Raw genomic sequence first — 20,154 nt, 5'->3', positions numbered from 1 at the left:
AATCAATTCACATCGCGCAGCGTGGCAAGCGCCGGCTGCCGCAGCACCTCGCGCAAGCCGAGCCAGCCGCCGGCAAAAGCGCACAGCATGCCAGAAACCACGCCGACCGGCACAATCCATGCATTGAAGCGATACGGGAAGTCGAACACGAACTGCGACAGTCCCCAGCCTACGGCAATCGCGCCCAGGCTTGCCAGAAAGCCCGCCAGACCACCCACCACAAGGAATTCAGCGTACTGGGTCTGCCGCACCAGCGACGCCGGCGCGCCAAGCGCCTTGAGCAGGCCGGCATCGCGCTTGCGCTCGTCGCGCGCCCCGGACAGTGCGGCATAGAGCACTGTCACACCGGCCAGCAACGTGAAGACGAACAGGAATTCCACAGCTGCGATCACCTGGTCCAGCACGTTCTGGATCTGGCGCAGGATCAGGTCGGTGTTGACCACCGTGATGTTCGGGAATGCGGCGGTCAGCCGGTTGCCCAGCGCCGCCTTGGCCGGTGGCAGGTAGAACGACGTGATAAACGTCTCGGGCAGGCCCTGCATCTTGGCAACCGGCAGGATCACGAAGAAGTTGACGCGCATCGAGCCCCATTCGAGCTTGCGCAGCGACGTCACCGGCGCCTCGACGATCTGGCCCGCCACATCGAAACGCAGCGTATCGCCCAGCCGGATATGCAGCGTCCTGGCGATGCCCTCCTCCACCGATGCCCCGCCTTCCCAACGGCCAGCCACCACTTCGTTGCCGTCGGGCATCTTGTCCATGTACGACAGGTTGAACTCGCGCTCCACCAGATTGCGCGCACGGCCGTCCGGGAAGCTGCTGGCCTGCACCGGCCGGTCGCCGATCTGGATCAGGCGCCCGCGCACCATCGGAAACAGCAGGTCGTCGACCCCGCTCTTCGCCAGCATGGCGCGCAGCGGCTCGCGCTGATCGGGCTGGATATTGATGATGAAGCGGTTCGGCGCGTCGGCCGGCGTGGCATTGCGCCAGGAATCGATCAGGTCATTCCGCGTCATGCCCAGCAGCAGCAACGCCATCAGTCCCACCGCCAGCGCCACGGTCTGCAGCACGGTCACGCCGCGGCGCCGCTCCAGCACCGCCAGCGCAAAGCGCCAGCCCACGCTGCCGCGGGCACGGCCGCGCATGGTGCGCGACAGCGCCATCAGCAGGCCCAGCGCCAGCAGCGCGAACACCACCCCGGCACCGGCGAAGCCGCCTGCCGTGGTCAGGCCCAGCTTGAGGTCTCGCGCTGCCACCATCAGCAACGCCACGAACGCGCCCAGGCCCAGCGCATAGGCCACCCAGGCGGAAATCGGCGGCACACCCACGTCGCGCCGCAACACGCGCAGCGGCGCGATGCGTGTCAGCGCCAGCAGTGGCGGCAGCGCAAACCCGGTCAGCAGCACCAGCCCGGCTGCCACGCCAACCAGGGCCGGCACCCACGAAGGATGCGGCAGGGAGACCTGCAGCAGGCCACCCAGCGACATCAGCAGGCCGTAGTGCGCCGCGTAGCCCAGCGCCACGCCCACGATGGCGCCGCCCAGGCCCAGCAACAGGAACTCGATGCCGAACGCCGCCAGGATCTGGCCGCGCGACAGGCCCATGCACTTGTACACGGCGCAGGCATCGGTATGGCGCTGCATGTAGCGGCGCGCGGACATCGCAATGGCAACCGCCGCGATCATCGACGACAGCACCGCCACCAGCGACAGGAACCGCTCGGCGCGATCCAGCGTCGCGCGCATCTGGGGCTGCCCCGACTCCAGCGATTCCACGCGCGTATTGCGCAGATGACGCTGCTCGATCTCGGCAATGGCCCATTTGCGATAGGCCTCGCCGGCAGCATCGGGGCCCGCCACCAGCAGGCGATAGGTCACGCGGCTACCCCATCCGATCAGCTTCGTGGCTTCGAGGTCCGACATCGGCAGCAGCACGCGCGGCGCGAAGTTCATGAAGCCGGCGCCACGGTCCAGTTCCTGCGTGATGATGCGGTCGATGCGGAACGTCTTGCTGCCAAGCTGCAGCCCGTCACCGACCCGCAGGTTCAGGGCGATCAGCAGTGCCTCGTCCACCCACACGGTACCGGGCGCCGGAATGCCTTCGGCGTTCGATTCCGGCCCGCCGGGTGTCTGCGTGACCTTGAGCCGGCCGCGCAGCGGATAGCCATCGGTCACGGCCTTCAGCGCGCCAAGCTGGCTGGGTGCCTCGCCCTGCGCCGGCGCGCCGTTGGCACGTGCCGTCGCCATGCTCGGAAAGGTAACGGTCTGGGCCACCTGCAGGCCGTCGCGCCTGGCACGGTCACTGAACGCGGTGTCGAACGGCTGGTCGGAGATCAGCAGCACGTCGGCGGCAATCATCTGCCGCGCGTCGCGCTCCAGCCCCAGGCGCATGCGGTCTGCCAGGAAGCCCACGCTGGTCAGCGCGGCCACGGCCAGCACCAGGGCGAACAGCAGCAGCGTCAACTCGCCGGCCAGCCAGTCGCGGCGCGCCATGCGCAGGGCCTGGCGCCAGGCGGAAAACCTTGCTTGGGGAACAACGGAATCTGAGGCAGTCGACATGTTCGGCTGACAGTTGGAAAGAAGGACTCAGGGACGATGCGGCGGCTGCTTTGCCGGCGGCGTGGATGCTTGCGCCTTGTCGCGCAGGCTGGCATGCAGGCGCCGCGCGCCGCGCCACAGCTTGGGCACCAGCCACGCGGCCAGCACCAGGAACAGCACCAGCAGGATCAGGAATACGACCGGCAGGAAGAACGCCAGCAGCAGCCCGCCGACCGTGCCGATATCCTCGGTGAATGAGGCCACCCAGTTCGAAAAAGGTTCGGGCGACACATTGATCAGCGCCCGCGTGCTGGCCTTGGCGGCATGGGCGGTGCCGGCCAGCGTCCCGCCAATCAGGCCGGCCGCCACGGTCCACTGCGGGTCCATGTGGCCGAACGCGGCAGCCGCCAGGATCGCCCCGGCCGGAATGCGGATAAAGGTCTGGATGCCGTCCCAGACGGTATCGAAGCCGGGCACCTTGTCGGCCACGAACTCCGCCACGGTCATGGCCGCGGCCACCCCGATCACCCACCAGGACGACAGCACCTGCAGGCCCGACGGCAGGTCGAGCCAGCCCAGCCGGGCCAGCACGCCCGCCGTCAGCACGGCCAGGTACAGGCGCAGGCCACTGGCCCAGGACATGCCCGCAGCCAGCGCAGCGGTTTCCAGCATGGAAGCTCCTCGCGACCGAGCGCGCGTTCAACTTCCGGTGAGTGTAACGCCAGTGGCGGTCAGGGGCCTTCCTTGCCGTCCGGGCCGTACCAGGGCAGCGCCTCCTGGGGTGTCAGGATGCCCGTGGGCTCGGCCGCCCGGTAGCCGGGCAGCTGCTCCAGCCGTCGCGCAAATCCGGGGTCGGACAGCAGCGACAGCAGCCCCTGCATCCACGGCGCGGTCTGGTCGTTCTTGCGGATCGCCAGGTAGTAGGCCTCGTGCGTGAGCGGCACGAACGTCAGCCCGCGTGCCTCGGCGTTCATGCGCAGACCAAAGCCCACCTGGGCGCGCCCGGCGTGTACGGCTTCGGCCACCTTTTCGTTGCTGAACTCGGTTTCCTCGTAGCCGTTGATCTGGTCGGGATACAGGCCATGCGTGGCAAGCAACTGGTCGAACAGCATGCGCGTGCCCGAACTGCGCTGGCGGTTCACGAAGCGCGCGCCGGTGCGCGGCAGGTCGCGCAAGTCGCGGAGTTCGCGGGCCAGGTCGGGCGCCATGATCAGCCCCTGCTCGCGCCAGGCCAGGCGCACCAGCCGCACGGTGGCCGGACGCAGCCACTTGCGCAGTGTCACATGCGCCACCGAGCCGGCGGTCTGGATCGGCGACACATAGAAGCCGGCCAGTTCGGACTGCCGCTCCTGCAGGCAGACCAGCGCCTCGACGCTGCCACAGAACACGGTATCCAGCTGCAGCGGCATGGGCTTTTCGCGCAGCGCCGCCGACAGGGTTTCAACGGCGGGATCGTGGCTGCCGGAAAAATGCAGCACCGTTTGCGGCGCCGCCGCATCGTCGAGTTCGCTCAGGAATTCCGCCATGGCCCGCTGCATGGCCGGATCGATGGTTTCGCGCAGGCGCAGTTCGGCCCGCAGCAGGCGTTCGCCAAAGCGCGTCAGCGATGCCCCCCGGCCGCGCTCCATGTCGAGCATGGGCCGGCCCAGCATGTCTTCCCAGGTGCGCATCACGCCCCAGGCATGGCGATAGGACAACCCGATTTCCTGGGCCGCGCGGTGCAGCGACCCCGTTTCTCGCACTGCCTTGAGCAGTTGGAACACCTTGCCGTTGGCGCGCGGATTGTCGTCAGCGGCGATCACCGGAAACAGGTCGAAACGAAATGTCATATGTTCTGCCTTGCATAACTACGCGACTATGTGGCTCGATGACAAGCGTTTGCCCCGGTTTCCACGACGATTCCGGCCATTCTCCACGGCAATCGTCGCGATGGCAATTATGATACTTTCAGCATAAGTACAGACGCACCTCCCCTATGCAAGTACAGCACAAGGCACATCGGCCGGGCTTAGCTGGCGGGTGCGGATTCCAGGCGGGGAAGCTGGGGCAGGTCGGAGGCCACCTCGGCAATCATGCGGCGCAGCCACATCACGTCCGGGGCTGCGTGGCAGCGCTCGTGCCAGAGCTGGTAGAAGCGCATGCGCGGGAACTGCACCGGCGAGGGCACCATGCGGATCGGCAGGTACTGCGCGTAGTGGGCGGCAAACTGGCGACCGGTGGTGAACACCATGTCGGTCTTCATCAGCACATAGGGCACCAGGCCAAAATACGGCAGCGTGACCTGGATATTGCGCTTGTAGCCCTGCTCTGCCAGCGCCTGGTCGATCATGCTGCGCTGCATCGAAGCATACGGCGCGGGCGCCAGGTGCGGCATTTCCAGGTAGTGGCGCAGCGTCAGCCCGTGGCGGGCCAGCGGGTGCTGGGCGCCCAGCATGCAGACCACCTCGTCGTCGAACAGCGGCGAGATGTGCAGGTGCTCGGGCGGCGACAGCCAGTTGCCCACCACGATGTCCAGATGGCCCTGCTCCAGCGCATCGAGGAAATCCGTCGACTGCGTCATCGGATGCACGAACAGCTTGGCGCCGGGCGCCAGCCGGCGCACGCGCTCGACGATATTGGGCAGGAAGAACGCGTCCAGGTAATCGGGCGCGCCCAGATGGAACGTACGCGTCGTGGTGGCGGGATCGAACTGCTGCGGCGGACGGGCAATGCGATCCATCGCCGCCAGGCTCTGTTCGGCCAGCAGCAGCAGCTCGCGGCCGCGCTCGGTTGGCACCATGCCGCTCTTGCCGCGCACCAGGATGGCGTCACCGGTGATTTCGCGCAGCCGTTTGAGCGTGTTGCTGATGGCCGGCTGCGACTGGCCCAGGCGGACGGCGGTGCGGGTCACGCTCTGCTCGGTGAGCAGGGTGTGCAGTACCCGCAGCAAATAAGTATCGAGATGGTCGCGTCCGTGCATGGCAGATGCCACCGTGCTCTTTTGGCAGGCGCGGGTGGCGTGGGGGAAGGGAACGGCGCATAGTGTAAGACAGCCACCCCGGATGCGGTCAAATCCGGCCCCTCGTCCGGATGCACTACGGGTAGACCCGTAGATCGGCGCCAGGCCGCCCCGGGGCAGCGATTGCGGGGATGCGGCGCCCGCCGGCACGCGCCTTGATGGGGCATATCACATGGGCCAAATATTGCAGGAAAAGACCCGGTGCTATGTTTCCGCCATCCCCGAAAGAGAGAAGACCATGGAGACGCAAACCATCCGCTTTTTCCACCGCGGCCAGGTCCAGGAAGTATCCGACGCCCCCGTAACCCGTACCGTGCTGCAGTACCTGCGTGAAGACGTGCGCTGCACCGGCACCAAGGAAGGCTGCGCCGAAGGCGACTGCGGTGCCTGCACCGTCGTGATCGGCGACCTGAAGGCCGACGGCAACGTCGAATTCAAGGCCGTCAACGCCTGCATCCAGTTCCTGCCCACCCTGGACGGCAAGGCCCTGATCACCGTCGAGGACCTGCGCCAGGCCGACGGCGCCCTGCACCCGGTGCAGGAGGCGATGGTCGAGTGCCACGGCTCGCAGTGCGGCTTCTGCACGCCCGGCTTCGTGATGTCGCTGTGGGCGCTGTACCAGCAGCACACGCCCGGCGGCGAACCGCCGGCGCGCCAGGAAATCTGCGACGCGCTGACCGGCAACCTGTGCCGCTGCACCGGCTACCGCCCGATCGTCGACGCCGGCCAGCGCATGATGGCCCTGCCCGCCCCGACGGCCAGCCGCCTGAACCCGAAGCAGATCGCCGACACCCTGCGCAACCTGAAGCGTGGCGAGACGTTCCACTACAACGTGAAGGGCCAGCACTTCTACGCCCCCCGCACCGCTGCCGAATTCGGCGCGATCAAGGCCGCCGAGCCCAATATCCGCATCCTGGCCGGCAGCACCGACGTGGGCCTGTGGGTCACGAAGCAGTTCCGCGAGCTGGGCAACCTGCTCTACGTGGGCCAGGTGGAAGACCTGAACACGATTGCCGAGCGCGATGGCTTTGTCGAGATCGGCGCCGCCGTGACGCTGGAGAAGGCCTACGCCGCGCTGAACGTTGCCCATCCGGAGCTTGAGGAACTGTGGAAGCGCTTCGCGTCGCTGCCGATCCGCAATGCCGGCACGCTGGGCGGCAACGTCGCCAACGGCTCGCCGATCGGTGATTCGATGCCCGCCCTGATTGCGCTGGGCACCGAGGTGGTGCTGCAGCATGGCAGCGTGCGCCGCACGATGCCGCTGGAAGACCTGTACCTGGCCTACCAGAAGACGGCCATGGTCGAGGGCGAATTCGTGGCCGGGCTGCTCGTGCCGGTCAAGGGTCCGCAGCATTTCCGCACCTACAAGCTGTCCAAGCGCTTTGACGAGGACATCTCCGCCGTGTGCGCCGCGTTCGGCATCACTGTGGAGAACGGCATCGTCACCGCCGCGCGCATCGCGTTCGGTGGCATGGCGGCCACGCCGAAGCGCGCCGCGCTGGCCGAGGCTGCGCTGGCCGGACAGCCCTGGAACGAAACCACCGCCCGCGCCGGCATGGCCGCGCTGGGCCAGGACTACACGCCGCTGAGCGATATGCGTGCCACCGCCGACTATCGCAGCCGTGGCGCCGCCAACCTGCTCTATCGCTTCTGGCTGGAAACGCGCGATGGCGCGCTGCCCGCCGCCATGGTCAATGTCCGCGCAATCGGGGCCGGAAACCCCATGGGCGCCGCTGAAACCGCGAGCGCCTGAGGAGAGCCCGCATGAACAAGCAAACCGAACCCTTCCTGCTCGACGCCAGCGTGGCCGCCGAATCCACCCCGGTGGTCGGCATCTCGCGCCCGCACGAATCGGCCCATCTGCATGTGGCCGGCACCGCCACCTATACCGACGACATTCCCGAGCTTGCCGGCACGCTGCATGCCGCGCTGGGCATGAGCACCAAGGCCCACGCACGGCTGAAGACGGTCAACCTGGACCGCGTGCGCAAGGCGCCCGGCGTGGTGGCCGTGCTGACCGTGGACGACATTCCCGGCGTCAACGACTGCGGCCCGATCATCCATGACGACCCGATCCTGGCAAAGGACGTGGTGCAGTTCATCGGCCAGCCGATCTTTGTCGTGGTGGCGTCGTCGCATGACGCCGCGCGCCGCGCCGCCCGCCTGGCCGACATCGACTACGAGGATCTGCCCCCGGTGCTGACACCGGAGGCCGCGCACGCGGCCGGCAGCTACGTGCTGCCGCCGATGCACCTGACGCGCGGCGAACCGGTCAGGCACCTGGATAGCGCCAGGCATCGCGACAGCGCGAAGATCCATCTCGGCGGCCAGGAACAGTTCTACCTGGAAGGCCAGATCGCCTACGCCGCGCCGCGCGAGAACGACGGCATGCACGTCTGGTGCTCGACGCAGCACCCGACCGAGATGCAGCACGCCGTGGCCCACATGCTGGGCTGGCACGCGCACCAGGTGCTGGTGGAATGCCGGCGCATGGGCGGCGGCTTCGGCGGCAAGGAATCGCAATCGGCCATGTTCGCGTGCTGCGCATCGCTGGCGGCCTGGAAGCTGCTGTGCCCGGTCAAGCTGCGTCCGGATCGCGACGACGACATGATGATCACCGGCAAGCGCCACGACTTCACGTTCGACTTCGACGTGGGCCACGACGACGCCGGCCGCATCGAGGGCGTGCGCGTGGAGATGGTGTCGCGCGCCGGCTTCTCGGCCGACCTGTCGGGCCCGGTGATGACCCGTGCCATCTGCCACTTCGACAACGCCTACTGGCTGCCGAACGTGCAGATCGACGGCTACTGCGGCAAGACCAACACGCAGAGCAATACCGCCTTCCGCGGCTTCGGCGGCCCGCAGGGCGCGTTTGCCATCGAGTACATCCTCGACAACGTGGCGCGCAACGTGGGCAAGGACTCGCTGGAAGTGCGCCGTGCCAACTTCTACGGCAAGGGCGAGCGCAACGTCACGCCGTACGGCCAGACCGTGGAAGACAACGTCATCCACGAGCTGATCGACGAACTGGTGGCGACGTCCGAATACCGGGCCCGCCGCGCCGCCACGCGCGAATTCAACGCGAAGAGCCCGGTCCTGAAGAAGGGCATCGCCATTACGCCGGTCAAGTTCGGCATCTCGTTCAACGTGGCGCACTACAACCAGGCCGGCGCGCTGGTGCACGTCTACAACGACGGCTCGGTGCTGGTGAACCACGGCGGCACAGAAATGGGCCAGGGCCTGAACACCAAGGTGGCCATGGTGGTGGCGCACGAGCTTGGCATCCGCATGGAGCGCGTGCGCGTGACCGCCACCGATACCAGCAAGGTTGCCAACACGTCGGCCACGGCGGCATCGACCGGCGCCGACCTGAACGGCAAGGCCGCGCAGGACGCCGCGCGCCAGATCCGCGAACGCCTGGCAGTCTTTGCCGCCCGCAAGGCCGGCGTGGAGCCCGATGCCGTGCGCTTCAACGACGACCTGGTGATCGCCGGCGAACTGCGCCTGTCGTTTGGCGACCTGGCCCGCGAAGCCTACGTGGCGCGCGTGCAGCTCTGGTCGGACGGCTTCTACACCACGCCCAAGCTGTACTGGGACCAGAAGGCGCTGCATGGCCGCCCGTTCTACTACTACGCCTACGGGGCCGCGTGCTCCGAGGTGATCGTCGATACGCTGACCGGCGAATGGAAGCTGCTGCGCGCCGATGCGCTGCACGATGCCGGCAAGTCGCTGAACCCGGCCATCGACATCGGCCAGGTGGAAGGCGCGTTCATCCAGGGCATGGGCTGGCTGACCACCGAGGAACTGTGGTGGAACCAGAACGGCAAGCTGATGACGCACGCCCCGTCGACGTACAAGATCCCGACGATCAACGACTGCCCGGAAGACTTCCACGTGCGGCTGTTCCAGAACAGCAACGTCGAGGACAGCATCCACCGGTCGAAGGCCGTGGGCGAGCCGCCGCTGCTGCTGCCGTTCTCGGTGTTCTTCGCCATCCGCGATGCCATCGCGGCCGTGGGTGACTACCAGGTCAACCCGCCGCTGCGCGCGCCCGCCACCAGCGAAGCGATCCTCGATGCCGTGGAAGCCGTGCAGGCCGTGATGGCTACGCAGGCCGCCGGGACCGAAGCCGTACCCGCCTGACGCCAGCCAGGCCAGACAGTCAGCCAGAGAGACACCATGCAGGACGCCCCGCTCAAACCGTTCCGCTTCGCCGATGCCACCCGCTGGGTGCGTGCCGGCGTGCCCGTGGCGATGGTCACCATCGTCGACGTCAAGGGTTCCGCGCCGCGCGAGCCCGGCATCCGCATGCTGGTCACGGCCAGCGACCTGGTCGGCACCATCGGCGGCGGTCACCTGGAATGGCGCGGCATGGATATCGCGCGTGCGATGCTGGCCAACCGCCATGTGCGCGGCAATCCCCATCGCCGCATCGAGCGCATTCCGCTGGGCCCGGCGCTGGGCCAGTGCTGCGGTGGCGTGGTGAAGCTCGCATTCGAGGTGCTGGGCGAAGCCGACCTGGCCTGGCTCGATGCCGTCGAAGCGGCTTTCCGGGCCGGCCGCGCGCTGCAACGCACGGTGCCGCTGGCTGGCACGATCACGGTGGACGCCAGTCGCGCGCTGCTGCCCACGGCAGTGCTGCAGGCCGACGACTGCTGGACGGACACGCTGGTGCCCGACGAAATGCACGTGGTGCTGTTCGGCGCCGGGCATGTGGGGCACGCGCTGGTCAAGGTGCTGTCGACGCTGCCTTGCCGCGTGCATTGGGTAGACGAACGCGACACGCTGTTCCCGGGCGGCCTGCCCGACAACGTGGAGGCCGAAGCCACCGACACGCCCGAAGCGGTGGTCGACCAGGCGCCGCCCGGTTCGTACTTCATCGTCATGACGCACAGCCACGCGCTGGACCAGCAGCTCTGCGAGCGGATCTTCCGGCGCACCGATTTTGCGTACTTCGGGCTGATTGGCTCGAAGACCAAGCGGGCTAAGTTCGAGCACCGCATGGTGGAGCATGGCGTGGACCCGGCGCGCCTGGCGGAAATGACTTGTCCGATGGGTGTCGCGGGCATCACCGACAAGGCACCGGCTATGATTGCGGTTGCCATCGTCGCCCAGCTGTTGCAGGTTCGCGAGCAGCGCATCGCCGCGCTGCGTGCCAACCGGCTGGAGGCGGTGCTTCCGTAACAGCACAGCCGTGATCCGGCTGTCAGTCATAGAAAAGAGGCCCCATGACCATCGATGCCGCGCTGGCGGACAAGATCCGCCGTACCCCCAAGGCCGAACTGCACGTGCATATCGAAGGCACGCTCGAACCCGAGCTGATCTTCCGGCTGGCCCAGCGCAACAGCGTCAAGCTGGCCTACCCCGACGTGGAGGCGCTGCGTGCGGCCTACGCGTTCACCGACCTGCAATCGTTCCTGGACATCTACTACGCCGGCGCCAGCGTGCTGCTGACCGAGGAAGATTTCTTCGACATGACGATGGACTACGTCAAGCGCGCCGTTGCCGACAACGTGCGCCATGCCGAGATCTTCTTCGATCCGCAGACCCATACCGAGCGCGGCGTGCCGATCGGCACCGTGATCGACGGCATTTCGGACGCGCTGGCGCAAGCCCGCACCGAATACGATTTTTCCAGCAGCCTGATCCTGTGCTTCCTGCGGCACCTGCCCGAAGAAGACGCGTTCGCAACGCTGGAGGCCGCGCTGCCCTACCGCGACCGCTTTGTCGGCGTGGGCCTGGATTCGTCCGAACGCGGCAACCCGCCGGAGAAGTTTGCGCGCGTGTTCGCCAGGGCGAAGGAACTGGGTCTGCATCTGGTGGCGCATGCCGGAGAGGAAGGCCCGGCCCAGTACGTGACCGACGCACTGGACATCCTCAAGGTCGAGCGCATCGATCACGGCGTGCGTGCGATCGATGACGCGGCGCTCGTGCAGCGCCTGGCGCGCGAACGCATCGCCCTGACCGTGTGCCCGCTGTCGAACCAGAAGCTGAAGGTCTACCCCGACCTGCGCGACCATTCGCTGAAGCAGCTGCTCGATGCCGGCGTGGCCGTGACGCTGCACTCGGACGACCCGGCTTACTTTGGCGGCTACATGAACGCCAACTGGGAAGCCACGTTCGACGCGCTGCCGCTGGACGCGACCGATGCCCACAAGCTGGCCCGCAACAGTTTTGAAGCGGCCTTCCTGCCCGACACGCAGAAGGCCGAATTCCTGGCGGAGGTCGACCACTTCTGGTCGGCCACGCCCATGTCCCCGCCCGCAGCGGCTCACGTGAGTACCACGAGCTAAGCGGGCGCATACCCAGAACGCCGGATGCCGCGCCCGCTGCCTGAATGGCACGGGCGGGTGCCGGCCGCCCCGAGACAAGACGATGACGACGACTTCCCCTGATTCCCGCACCAATGGTGCCGTCACCCGCGCCATCCGCGGCCGCATCCTTCATTTCCTGCGCGACCCGCAGTTCCATGACGATGCCTATCAGTATTGGGAAGACGGCCTGCTGATCGTGACGGCCGGCCGTGTTGCCGCCGTCGGTTCGTACGACAGCCTGGCGGGCGAGATTCCCGCCGACGCCGAGGTGATCGACCATCGCGGCAAGCTGATCGTGCCGGGCTTCATCGACACGCACATCCACTATCCGCAGACCGATATCATCGCGTCGCCGTCGCCGGGCCTGCTGCACTGGCTCGATACCTACACGTTCCCCGAGGAACGCCGCTTCAGCGACGCCGCCTATGCGCGCGGCGTGGCCGACTTTTTCACCGACGAACTGCTGCGCAACGGCACCACCACGGCCATGGTCTGGAGCACCGTGCATGCCGCCTCGGCCGACGGCCTGTTCGCGGCCAGCCAGGCGCGCAACATGCGCATGATCACCGGCAAGGTGATGATGGATCGCAACTGCCCCGAATTCCTGCGCGACACGGCCGAGTCCGGCGCGCGCGAGTCGGCCGACCTGATTTCGAAATGGCACGGCAAGGATCGCCTGGCCTACGCGATCACGCCGCGCTTTGCGCCGACGTCCACGGAAGCGCAGCTGGCCGCCTGCGGCGAACTGGCCCGCGCCCACGACGATGTCTTTATCCAGACGCACGTGGCCGAGAACCGCGACGAGGTGAAATGGGTGGCCGAGCTGTTCCCCGACGCCCGCAGCTACCTGGACGTCTACGACCGCTACAACCTGCTGCGTCCGGGCGCGTTCTATGGGCACGCGATCTACCTCGACCCCGAGGATCGCCGCCGGCTGGCCGACAGCGGCGCGGCCGTGGCGCACTGCCCCACGTCGAACCTGTTCTTGGGCAGCGGCTTCTATGACTTCCACCAGTCCGACGCCAACCGCCTGAACGTGACACTGGCCACCGACGTGGGCGGCGGCACGTCGTTCTCGATGTTCCGCACGATGAACGCGGCCCACAAGGTGGCGCGCATGGGCGGCTATCACCTGACCGCGCTGCGCATGTTCTACCTGGCCACGCGTGCGGCGGCCGAGGCACTGGGCTGGCAGGACCGCATCGGCAGCTTCGAGCCGGGCTGCGAGGCCGATTTCCTGGTGCTGGACCCCGAGGCCACGCCGCTGATCGCGCGCCGCAGCCACCGCTCGGAAACGCTGGAGGAGCAATTGTTCGCGTTTGCGATGCTGGGCGACGACCGCGTGATCGACAGCGTCTACATCATGGGCGAGGAGACGGCCGACGTGCCGGTGGCAGCCTGACCACACGGCCTTGCCGGCAAGGGGCTTTCCGGGCGCATGCGAACGGAAAGCCCCTTTTAGAGGCCATGTATTGACCGGAATCAACACAATCGTCATCAAACCCTTCTAGCCTGTCGCATCCGTGCGCCCTCGAAGACTGGGCGCCACCGCATTCCGACTCGCTGGACCATCGATGACTGCCCGATCCGACACCCTTTCCGCTGCCGATGCTCAAGACATCGGCGCGGCGGCCGCCCCCGGCCAAGCCCGCCAGACTCACCAGACCCGCCCTGCCGGCAACGCTCCGCTGCCGGAACCCATCGCCTTCGAGGCGCCGTTCCCCAATCGCAAGACCATCCGCAGCTGGCTGATCCCGCTGGGCCGCCGCAGCACGCCACGCGCGCTGATGCTGTTCGCGTTCGACTACGCGCTGTTCGCGGCCGTGCTGGCCGGCGTGGTGCTGCTGTCGGCGTGGTGGGCCAAGGTGGGCCTGGGCGTGCTGGCCGGCCTGATCATCGCGCGGCTGTTCATCATCGGCCACGACGCCTGCCACCAGAGCCTGACCGACAACCGCAGCCTGAACAAATGGCTGGGCCGGCTGACCTTCCTGCCCTCGCTGACGCCTTACAGCCTGTGGGAAGTGGGCCATAACGTCGTGCATCACGGCTACACCAACCTGAAAGGCTTCGACTTCGTCTGGGCGCCCTACTCGCTCGAGGAATTCCGCGCGCTGCCGCGCCGCCGCCGTGTGATGGAGCGCATCTACCGCAACGGCGTTGGCGCCGGGCTGTACTACCTGATCGAGATCTGGTGGTTCAAGCTGTTCTTCCCGAGCAAGCGCCAGATGGCCACGCGCCGCCCGATCTTCATGTGGGACTGCACGCTGGTGGCCGCGTTCGGCGCGCTGTGGATTGGCGCGCTGGCCTGGCTGGCCATCGCCACGGACCAGTCCGTGCTGCTGATGATCGGCACCGGTTTCGTGCTGCCATTCCTGGTCTGGAATACCACGGTCGGCTTTGTACTCTACGTCCATCACACGCATACGAGCGTGGCCTGGTACGACACCAAGCCGATGTGGGCCAAGGCCCAGCCGTTCGTGTCGACGACCGTGCACCTGCGCTTCGGCATGGGCATTGGCGCGGCACTACATCACATCATGGAACACACGGCTCACCACGTGGACATGAGCGTGCCGCTGTACCAGCTCAAGCGCGCGCAGGCGCTGCTCGAACACGCGCTGCCGGGCCGCATCATCATCGAGAACTTCTCGTGGCGCTGGTACTTCCAGACCGCGCGCCACTGCAAGCTCTACGACTTCAAGGCCCTGTGCTGGACCGATTTCCGCGGTCGCCAGACCAGCGAGAACAGCCCGGTCCCGGCCTGAGAATCATTTGCAAAGACATCGCAAAAAAGCCAGATTGATGGACATTACCCATCGGTCTGGCTAAAATGCGAACTTCCATTGGGGAGTAGCCGCCCTGATCTCACCGCGCCGCGCAATGCGGCACCCGGAAGACAGGGGCGTACGTCAACAGACTTGACCAAATGCCGGTTCGGCAGGCGGTTATGGCGTGCGCAGCCCAGGACCTTGTGTCCGGCGCCTGGCGAGACCGATGACCATACCTTTCTGGCCGGGCCGGGAAAGGTGTGTGTCATTGGCATCTCGCGAGATGCGTTTGCGGCCCGGTTATTGCACCTATAAAAATGGAATCGTTCCTCGTCTCCACAGGTATCGTCGCGCTCGCCGAAATGGGCGACAAGACGCAGCTGCTGTCGCTCGTGCTGGCCGCGCGGTATCGCAAGCCCCTCCCCATCATCGTTGGCATCCTGATCGCCACCCTGGTCAACCACGGCTTTGCCGGCGCGCTGGGCGGCTGGATTACCGGCGTGCTGGGCGCCAACCTGCTGCGCTGGATTCTTGGCCTTGGCTTTATCGCGATGGCAGGCTGGATGCTGATTCCCGACAAGCTCGACGACGCGGAGGAAGCCAAGCCGGTCAAGGGCGCGCTGGGCATCCTGGGCACCACGATCGTCGCGTTCTTCTTTGCCGAGATGGGCGACAAGACGCAGATCGCCACCGTAGCCCTGGCAGCCCGCTTCCATGGCGAAGTGCTGGCCGTGGTTGCCGGCACCACGTTCGGCATGATGCTGGCCAATGCACCGGCCGTGCTGCTGGGCGACCGCTTCGCCAACAAGATGCCGATCGCGCTGGTCCACAAGATTGCCGCGGCCATCTTCCTGGTGCTGGGCCTGTTGGCACTGTTCAACGTGGGCGGCTGATGCCGCATCGGCAGCACAAATAAAAAAACGGGGCCGAAGCCCCGCTCAAACCCTCGCCGGTCCGGTACAGCCGGCTGCTGACTGCGCAGCCTCCGGACCGTCGATCACCGATGCCCGGTCAAATTAGTTGGTCGTCTTTGCGCCGCCCTCGAACCACTGGCCCAGCAGGGCACGTTCGTCGTCCGTGATCTGGGTGACGTTACCCAGCGGCATGGCCTTCTGCTGCACGGCCTGCTGGTAGATCAGCTGGGCGTGCGACTTGATACCGTCGGCGCTGTCGAGCTTGATGCCCTTGGCGGCCGTCGGCATCATCTTCGGCTGCTCGGCATGGCACTGCACGCAGCGCGTGTTCATGATTTCCTGCACCTTCACGAAGCTCACGGCCGTCGCGGCGGCGTCGCCGTCGGCGCTCTTGGCGACTTGCGGACGCGGCTGCGGGGCGATCAGGAATGCCACCAGGCCCAGGCATGCCACACCGGCGGCCGGCCACGCGATGTTGATCTTGCCCTTGTGCTTCAGGATGAAGAACTGACGGATCATCACGCCAGCCAGCATCACCATGATCAGCACCAGCCAGTTGTTCTTGGCCGCGTACGTCATGCTGTAGTGGTTGGACAGCATCGCGAACAGCACCGGCAGCGTGAAGTACGTGTTGTGCACGCTGCGCTGCTTGCCGCGCTTGCCGTGGATCGGGTCCACCGGCTGGCCGGCCTTCAGTGCCGCCACCACCTTGCGCTGACCCGGGATGATCCAGAACAGCACGTTCGCGCTCATGATCGTGGCGATCATCGCGCCGGTCAGCAGGAATGCCGCACGGCCCGCAAAAATATGGCAGGCCACGAAGGCTGCCACGGCCACATACACGGCCACCAGGATGCCCACGGTCCGGTCGCTCTTGCCGAAGATGCGGCAGATCGCGTCATAGACCACCCAGCCGACGATCAGGTACGTCACGGCAAAGCCCACGGCAGCGCCGGGGGACATGTCGTAGACGTTCTTGTCGATCAGGAACGTGCTGGCGTTGAACAGGTACAGCACCACCAGCAGCGCAAAGCCGCTCATCCACGTGGAGTACGACTCCCAGTAGAACCAGTGCAGGTTCTCGGGCAGCGACTTCGGCGCGGTCAGGTACTTCTGCGGGTTGTAGAAGCCGCCACCGTGCACGGCCCACAGTTCGCCGTCGACGCCCTTGTCCTTCAGCCCGGTATCGATGGGACGCGTCAGGCTGTTGTCCAGCCAGACGAAATAGAACGACGAACCGATCCAGGCGATCGCCGTGATGACGTGCAGCCAACGCAACAGCAGATTGGCCCAGTCGAGAATGTAGCCTTCCATGACTTGTCTCCTTGTTCCCGTCCGCCTTGACTCAGCTGCCGCGGTAGGTCGAGTACGACCACGGCGACACCAGCAGGGGCACGTGGTAGTGCGCGTTCGTGTCGGCAATGCCGAAACGCAGCGTCACCACATCAAGGAATGCCGGCTCGGGCAGTTTCACGCCCTGGGCACGGAAGTAGGCGCCAGCGCCGAAATCGAGTTCGTAGACGCCAGGCTGCAGGTCGGCGCCTTCCAGCAGGGGCTGGTCGGCACGGCCGTCGTGGTTGGTCTGGATCGACTTCAGGGTCTCGCGACGATTGTCGACAATTTTATGCAGGGTAACCGACATGCCGGCACCGGGCGTACCGGCGGCAGTGTCGAGAACGTGAGTGGTCAAGCGTCCCATCCTGTTCTTCCTTTGGAGTGTGGGTTGTGAGGGGCGCCGCTGCCTTCACTAGCACCATTTGTGGGAAATGGTGCCCGCTCGGTACGTGTTTCAACGCATCCCGGCGCTGGATTGGTGCGAGGCGACAATGCGCCTGCCCTATCCTGATGACAACTCGGTAAATACCCGTAGTTGTCGAAAACCTGGGTCGGTTTTGTTGACAATGGTGCTTGCATATCCAAATAATTGTCAACAATTTTTAGATCGGCGAAGCCAAATGATCGATATCAAGACCCTTGATGTTGATGTGTGAACGGCTCGCTACGATCGCTGACCATCGCCTCCCCTGCTTTTACGAGTGCCCAGCATGTCCAAGAATCTCAAGCTGATTGCCGCCGCCGACGCCCTGCCCGCGCCCACCGATAACAAGCCCGCCCGCAAGGGGTCGGTGGAAGAGCGCATGTATCACGAGATCTACGACGCGATCATGGAGCACCGGCTGCCGCCGCGCACGAAGCTGACCGAGCACTCGCTTTGCGAAATCTATGCCACCGCACGTCACACGGTGCGCAAGGTGCTGTCGCGCCTGGCCGCCGACGGCATGGTCGACCTGGAGCCGAACCGCGGCGCGTTCATTGCCAGCCCGTCCACCGACGAGGCCCATGACATGTTCGAACTGCGCCAGATGCTGGAACGCGCGGTACTGGAAAAGCTGGCCGCCATGCCCAACGTGCGCAGCGTGATCGCCCCGTTGCGCAAGATGGTGAACGACGAGCGCCAGGCCTTCCTGACCCACGAACGCCCGACCTGGATCCGCCTGTCGGCCGAATTCCACACCGCGCTGGCCGAGCTTTCCGGCAACGAACTGCTGGTGACGATGATGCGCCGGCTGGTGTCGCGCACCACGCTGATGATTGCCAGCGTGGAAGCCCCTGGTCACAACGCCTGCTCGTTCGACGAGCACGACGACATTCTCGACGCACTGGAACAGGGCGATGCCGCACTGGCCCAGTCGCGCATGGCGCACCACCTTGGCGCCTGCGCGGACCGCGTGCAGCCGGATGAGCCCGGCAACTTCGATCTTCGCACCGTGCTGGGCCGCTCCACCTAGCACGATGTTCCCGCCGCCGGGCAACAGAGGTCCCCTGTTGCCGATGCAGGCCCACCGGTTTTCCGTCGCTGATCAAGCCCGCCAGAGGCGCGACTGAAAACCGGACAAGAACCGCCAACAATCGCCCACAACAAGAGGCAACGACAGAGCGGTCAAGGGTGGAACCCGGCGCGCGTTCCCATCGAAACCAAAGGAGAGGAGACACACCCATGAATTCCGCAAGCACCACGGTCCCCACGGATCTGACAAACGAGCGGCTGCCCTCCGGGCGGTTGCTGGCGCTGGGCCTGCAGCACGTGCTGGTGATGTATGCCGGCACCGTTGCCGTCCCGCTCATCGTCGGCGGCGCGCTCAAGCTCCCGAAGGACCAGCTGGCCTTCCTGATCAATGCCGACCTCTTCGCGGCGGGCCTGGCAACGCTGATCCAGGCCTTCGGTTTCTGGAAGTTCGGCATCCGCATGCCCGTGATGATGGGCGTCACGTTCGCATCGGTGGCGCCGATGATCGCCATCGGCAACGATCCCAACGTGGGCCTGCTCGGCATCTATGGCGCGGTAATCGCGTCAGGGGTGTTCGGGATACTGATTGCGCCGATGATGGGGCGCATGCTCGGGCTGTTTCCTCCCGTTGTCACGGGCACGGTGATCACGCTGATCGGCGTGTCGCTGATGCGCGTGGGCATCAACTGGGCCGGCGGCGGCCAGCCCACCACGCGCGCCGTGATCGACGGCGTGGTCAAGGAGGTACCGAACCTGGCCTATGGCGATCTTGGCAACCTTGCCATCGCTGGCCTGGTGCTGGTGGTGGTGCTGCTGCTCACGCGCTTCGGCCGTGGCCTGGTAGCCAACTGCGCGGTGCTGCTGGGGATCATCATCGGCACGCTGGTGGCCATGGCCATGGGCAAGGTGTCGTTCGAAGGCCTGCATGAAGCCAGCTACGTGGCCGTCATCACGCCGCTGCACTTCGGCATGCCGACGTTCGAGCTGACCGCCGTGCTGTCGATGTGCATCGTCATGCTGATCACGCTGGTGGAATCCACCGGCATGTTCCTGGCCCTGTCGGACATCACCGGCCGCAAGCTGAGCACCAGGGACCTGACCGCCGGCCTGCGCGCCGACGGCCTGGGCACCGTGATCGGCGGCGTGTTCAACACGTTCCCGTACACGTCGTTCTCGCAGAACGTGGGCCTGGTCACGGTGACCGGCGTGCGCTCGCGCTACGTGGCGGCGGCCGGCGGCCTGATCCTGATCGCCTTCGGCCTGTTCCCGAAGATGGCGCACGTGGTGGCATCGGTGCCGCAGTTCGTGCTGGGCGGCGCCGGCATCGTGATGTTCGGCATGGTGGCAGCCACGGGTATCCGCATCCTGGGTGCCTGCGACTTCAACCGCAACCGCCACAACCTGTTCATCGTGGCGATTTCGATCGGCTTCGGCATGATCCCGACCCTGTCGCCGACGCTGTTCCAGTACCTGCCCAAGTGGACCGACCCGTTCACGCACAGCGGCATCGTGCTGGGCACGATCGTGGCCGTGGCGCTGAACCTGTTCTTCAACGGTATCCAGTCGGCCGAGGAAGCCATGCGCAGCGCCGCCGCGAACACCCACGGCACGGAGTAACGTCAGGCACGAACCACGAACAATTGACGCTCGACAATCGGACTCGACAATTTCGCGCAGACAATCCGCAACGCTTTGCGCGCCGTTTGTCAAGTCCTCCGGCGGAACTCTGGCACGCGCTTTGCGTAAGCCAGTGCGCTCCAGGTTCCGGCCAGGCCCTCGCCCGAACAAGCGGGTCGGGGGCAGCAGTTTGGATTTCTCTCCTGAAGCAGACACAA

15 protein-coding genes and 1 riboswitch are annotated in these 20,154 nt (G+C 66.2%); of the genes, 9 read left to right on the top strand and 6 right to left on the bottom strand.

From position 1 onward, the window contains the following. Positions 1–2: 2 nt before the first annotated feature. From ACOABP_RS13520 to ACOABP_RS13505, 4 genes are all read right to left on the bottom strand, one after another. Positions 3–2,558 carry an ABC transporter permease gene (locus tag ACOABP_RS13520; protein WP_474225569.1) on the bottom strand — a complete coding sequence of 852 codons (2,556 nt, stop codon included), beginning with the start codon at positions 2,556–2,558 and terminating at the stop codon, positions 3–5. Positions 2,559–2,585: 27 nt separating this feature from the next. Then, complete coding sequence (locus tag ACOABP_RS13515) at positions 2,586–3,209, bottom strand: DUF4126 domain-containing protein (RefSeq protein ID WP_474225568.1); 624 nt, start codon at positions 3,207–3,209, stop codon at positions 2,586–2,588. A gap of 59 nt (positions 3,210–3,268) precedes the next feature. After that, entirely contained in the window at positions 3,269–4,366 is a 1,098-nt protein-coding gene (locus tag ACOABP_RS13510; protein ID WP_474225566.1) for a substrate-binding domain-containing protein, read from the bottom strand. Positions 4,367–4,545: 179 nt separating this feature from the next. Further along, positions 4,546–5,496, bottom strand: coding sequence for a LysR substrate-binding domain-containing protein (locus tag ACOABP_RS13505; RefSeq protein ID WP_066739004.1), 951 nt, complete (start codon positions 5,494–5,496; stop codon positions 4,546–4,548). A 277-nt stretch (positions 5,497–5,773) separates the two neighbouring features. Between ACOABP_RS13505 and xdhA the strand changes: the two genes are divergently transcribed. The 7 genes from xdhA (at position 5,774) to ACOABP_RS13470 (ending at position 15,510) form a co-directional block, all read left to right on the top strand. After that, entirely contained in the window at positions 5,774–7,288 is a 1,515-nt protein-coding gene (gene xdhA / locus ACOABP_RS13500; RefSeq protein WP_474225565.1) for a xanthine dehydrogenase small subunit, read from the top strand. An 11-nt stretch (positions 7,289–7,299) separates the two neighbouring features. Next, complete coding sequence (gene xdhB, locus ACOABP_RS13495) at positions 7,300–9,678, top strand: xanthine dehydrogenase molybdopterin binding subunit (RefSeq protein ID WP_474225564.1); 2,379 nt, start codon at positions 7,300–7,302, stop codon at positions 9,676–9,678. Between the two features lie 36 nt (positions 9,679–9,714). Then, the gene (gene xdhC, locus ACOABP_RS13490; protein ID WP_474225562.1) at positions 9,715–10,719 is read left to right on the top strand and encodes a xanthine dehydrogenase accessory protein XdhC; all 1,005 of its coding nucleotides are present in this window, start codon (positions 9,715–9,717) and stop codon (positions 10,717–10,719) included. Between the two features lie 44 nt (positions 10,720–10,763). Further along, positions 10,764–11,828: an adenosine deaminase gene (locus tag ACOABP_RS13485; RefSeq protein ID WP_474225561.1), complete on the top strand. Its 1,065-nt coding sequence runs from the start codon at positions 10,764–10,766 to the stop codon at positions 11,826–11,828. Between the two features lie 82 nt (positions 11,829–11,910). Next, positions 11,911–13,251, top strand: coding sequence for a guanine deaminase (guaD, locus tag ACOABP_RS13480; protein ID WP_474225560.1), 1,341 nt, complete (start codon positions 11,911–11,913; stop codon positions 13,249–13,251). A 172-nt stretch (positions 13,252–13,423) separates the two neighbouring features. Then, positions 13,424–14,614 (top strand): fatty acid desaturase, encoded by a 1,191-nt coding sequence (locus ACOABP_RS13475; RefSeq protein ID WP_474225558.1) that lies wholly within the window; start codon positions 13,424–13,426, stop codon positions 14,612–14,614. A 68-nt stretch (positions 14,615–14,682) separates the two neighbouring features. After that, positions 14,683–14,904: riboswitch (yybP-ykoY riboswitch) on the top strand. Positions 14,905–14,934: 30 nt separating this feature from the next. Continuing rightward, complete coding sequence (locus tag ACOABP_RS13470) at positions 14,935–15,510, top strand: TMEM165/GDT1 family protein (protein ID WP_474225557.1); 576 nt, start codon at positions 14,935–14,937, stop codon at positions 15,508–15,510. 123 nt (positions 15,511–15,633) lie between these two features. On the opposite strand, the gene ACOABP_RS13465 is transcribed toward ACOABP_RS13470, so the two are convergent. Then, a complete protein-coding gene (locus tag ACOABP_RS13465) occupies positions 15,634–16,845 on the bottom strand; it encodes a urate hydroxylase PuuD (protein ID WP_066739012.1) in 1,212 nt (403 codons plus the stop codon). A gap of 31 nt (positions 16,846–16,876) precedes the next feature. Continuing rightward, positions 16,877–17,230 (bottom strand): hydroxyisourate hydrolase, encoded by a 354-nt coding sequence (gene uraH, locus ACOABP_RS13460; protein ID WP_153947558.1) that lies wholly within the window; start codon positions 17,228–17,230, stop codon positions 16,877–16,879. Positions 17,231–17,576: 346 nt separating this feature from the next. On the opposite strand from uraH, the gene ACOABP_RS13455 reads away from it, so the two are divergent. Both ACOABP_RS13455 and ACOABP_RS13450 read left to right on the top strand, forming a co-directional pair. Further along, positions 17,577–18,320 carry a GntR family transcriptional regulator gene (locus ACOABP_RS13455; protein ID WP_474225556.1) on the top strand — a complete coding sequence of 248 codons (744 nt, stop codon included), beginning with the start codon at positions 17,577–17,579 and terminating at the stop codon, positions 18,318–18,320. Between the two features lie 209 nt (positions 18,321–18,529). Beyond that, positions 18,530–19,936, top strand: a complete 1,407-nt coding sequence (locus ACOABP_RS13450; protein WP_474225555.1) for a nucleobase:cation symporter-2 family protein — start codon at positions 18,530–18,532, stop codon at positions 19,934–19,936. Positions 19,937–20,154 lie beyond the last annotated feature (218 nt).

This window comes from Cupriavidus sp. HE11 (assembly GCF_056097175.1).
The sequence above is the reverse complement of the archived record's forward strand: the minus strand, read 5'-3'. Positions and strand labels throughout refer to the sequence as shown.

What these genes read in the sequence shown, in the direction of transcription:
- ACOABP_RS13520 (WP_474225569.1), bottom strand. Translation starts at nt 2,558, where the DNA reads ATGTCGACTGCCTCAGATTCCGTTGTTCCCCAAGCAAGGTTTTCCGCC.
- ACOABP_RS13515 (WP_474225568.1), bottom strand. Translation starts at nt 3,209, where the DNA reads ATGCTGGAAACCGCTGCGCTGGCTGCGGGCATGTCCTGGGCCAGTGGC.
- ACOABP_RS13510 (WP_474225566.1), bottom strand. Translation starts at nt 4,366, where the DNA reads ATGACATTTCGTTTCGACCTGTTTCCGGTGATCGCCGCTGACGACAAT.
- ACOABP_RS13505 (WP_066739004.1), bottom strand. Translation starts at nt 5,496, where the DNA reads ATGCACGGACGCGACCATCTCGATACTTATTTGCTGCGGGTACTGCAC.
- xdhA (WP_474225565.1), top strand. Translation starts at nt 5,774, where the DNA reads ATGGAGACGCAAACCATCCGCTTTTTCCACCGCGGCCAGGTCCAGGAA.
- xdhB (WP_474225564.1), top strand. Translation starts at nt 7,300, where the DNA reads ATGAACAAGCAAACCGAACCCTTCCTGCTCGACGCCAGCGTGGCCGCC.
- xdhC (WP_474225562.1), top strand. Translation starts at nt 9,715, where the DNA reads ATGCAGGACGCCCCGCTCAAACCGTTCCGCTTCGCCGATGCCACCCGC.
- ACOABP_RS13485 (WP_474225561.1), top strand. Translation starts at nt 10,764, where the DNA reads ATGACCATCGATGCCGCGCTGGCGGACAAGATCCGCCGTACCCCCAAG.
- guaD (WP_474225560.1), top strand. Translation starts at nt 11,911, where the DNA reads ATGACGACGACTTCCCCTGATTCCCGCACCAATGGTGCCGTCACCCGC.
- ACOABP_RS13475 (WP_474225558.1), top strand. Translation starts at nt 13,424, where the DNA reads ATGACTGCCCGATCCGACACCCTTTCCGCTGCCGATGCTCAAGACATC.
- ACOABP_RS13470 (WP_474225557.1), top strand. Translation starts at nt 14,935, where the DNA reads ATGGAATCGTTCCTCGTCTCCACAGGTATCGTCGCGCTCGCCGAAATG.
- ACOABP_RS13465 (WP_066739012.1), bottom strand. Translation starts at nt 16,845, where the DNA reads ATGGAAGGCTACATTCTCGACTGGGCCAATCTGCTGTTGCGTTGGCTG.
- uraH (WP_153947558.1), bottom strand. Translation starts at nt 17,230, where the DNA reads ATGGGACGCTTGACCACTCACGTTCTCGACACTGCCGCCGGTACGCCC.
- ACOABP_RS13455 (WP_474225556.1), top strand. Translation starts at nt 17,577, where the DNA reads ATGTCCAAGAATCTCAAGCTGATTGCCGCCGCCGACGCCCTGCCCGCG.
- ACOABP_RS13450 (WP_474225555.1), top strand. Translation starts at nt 18,530, where the DNA reads ATGAATTCCGCAAGCACCACGGTCCCCACGGATCTGACAAACGAGCGG.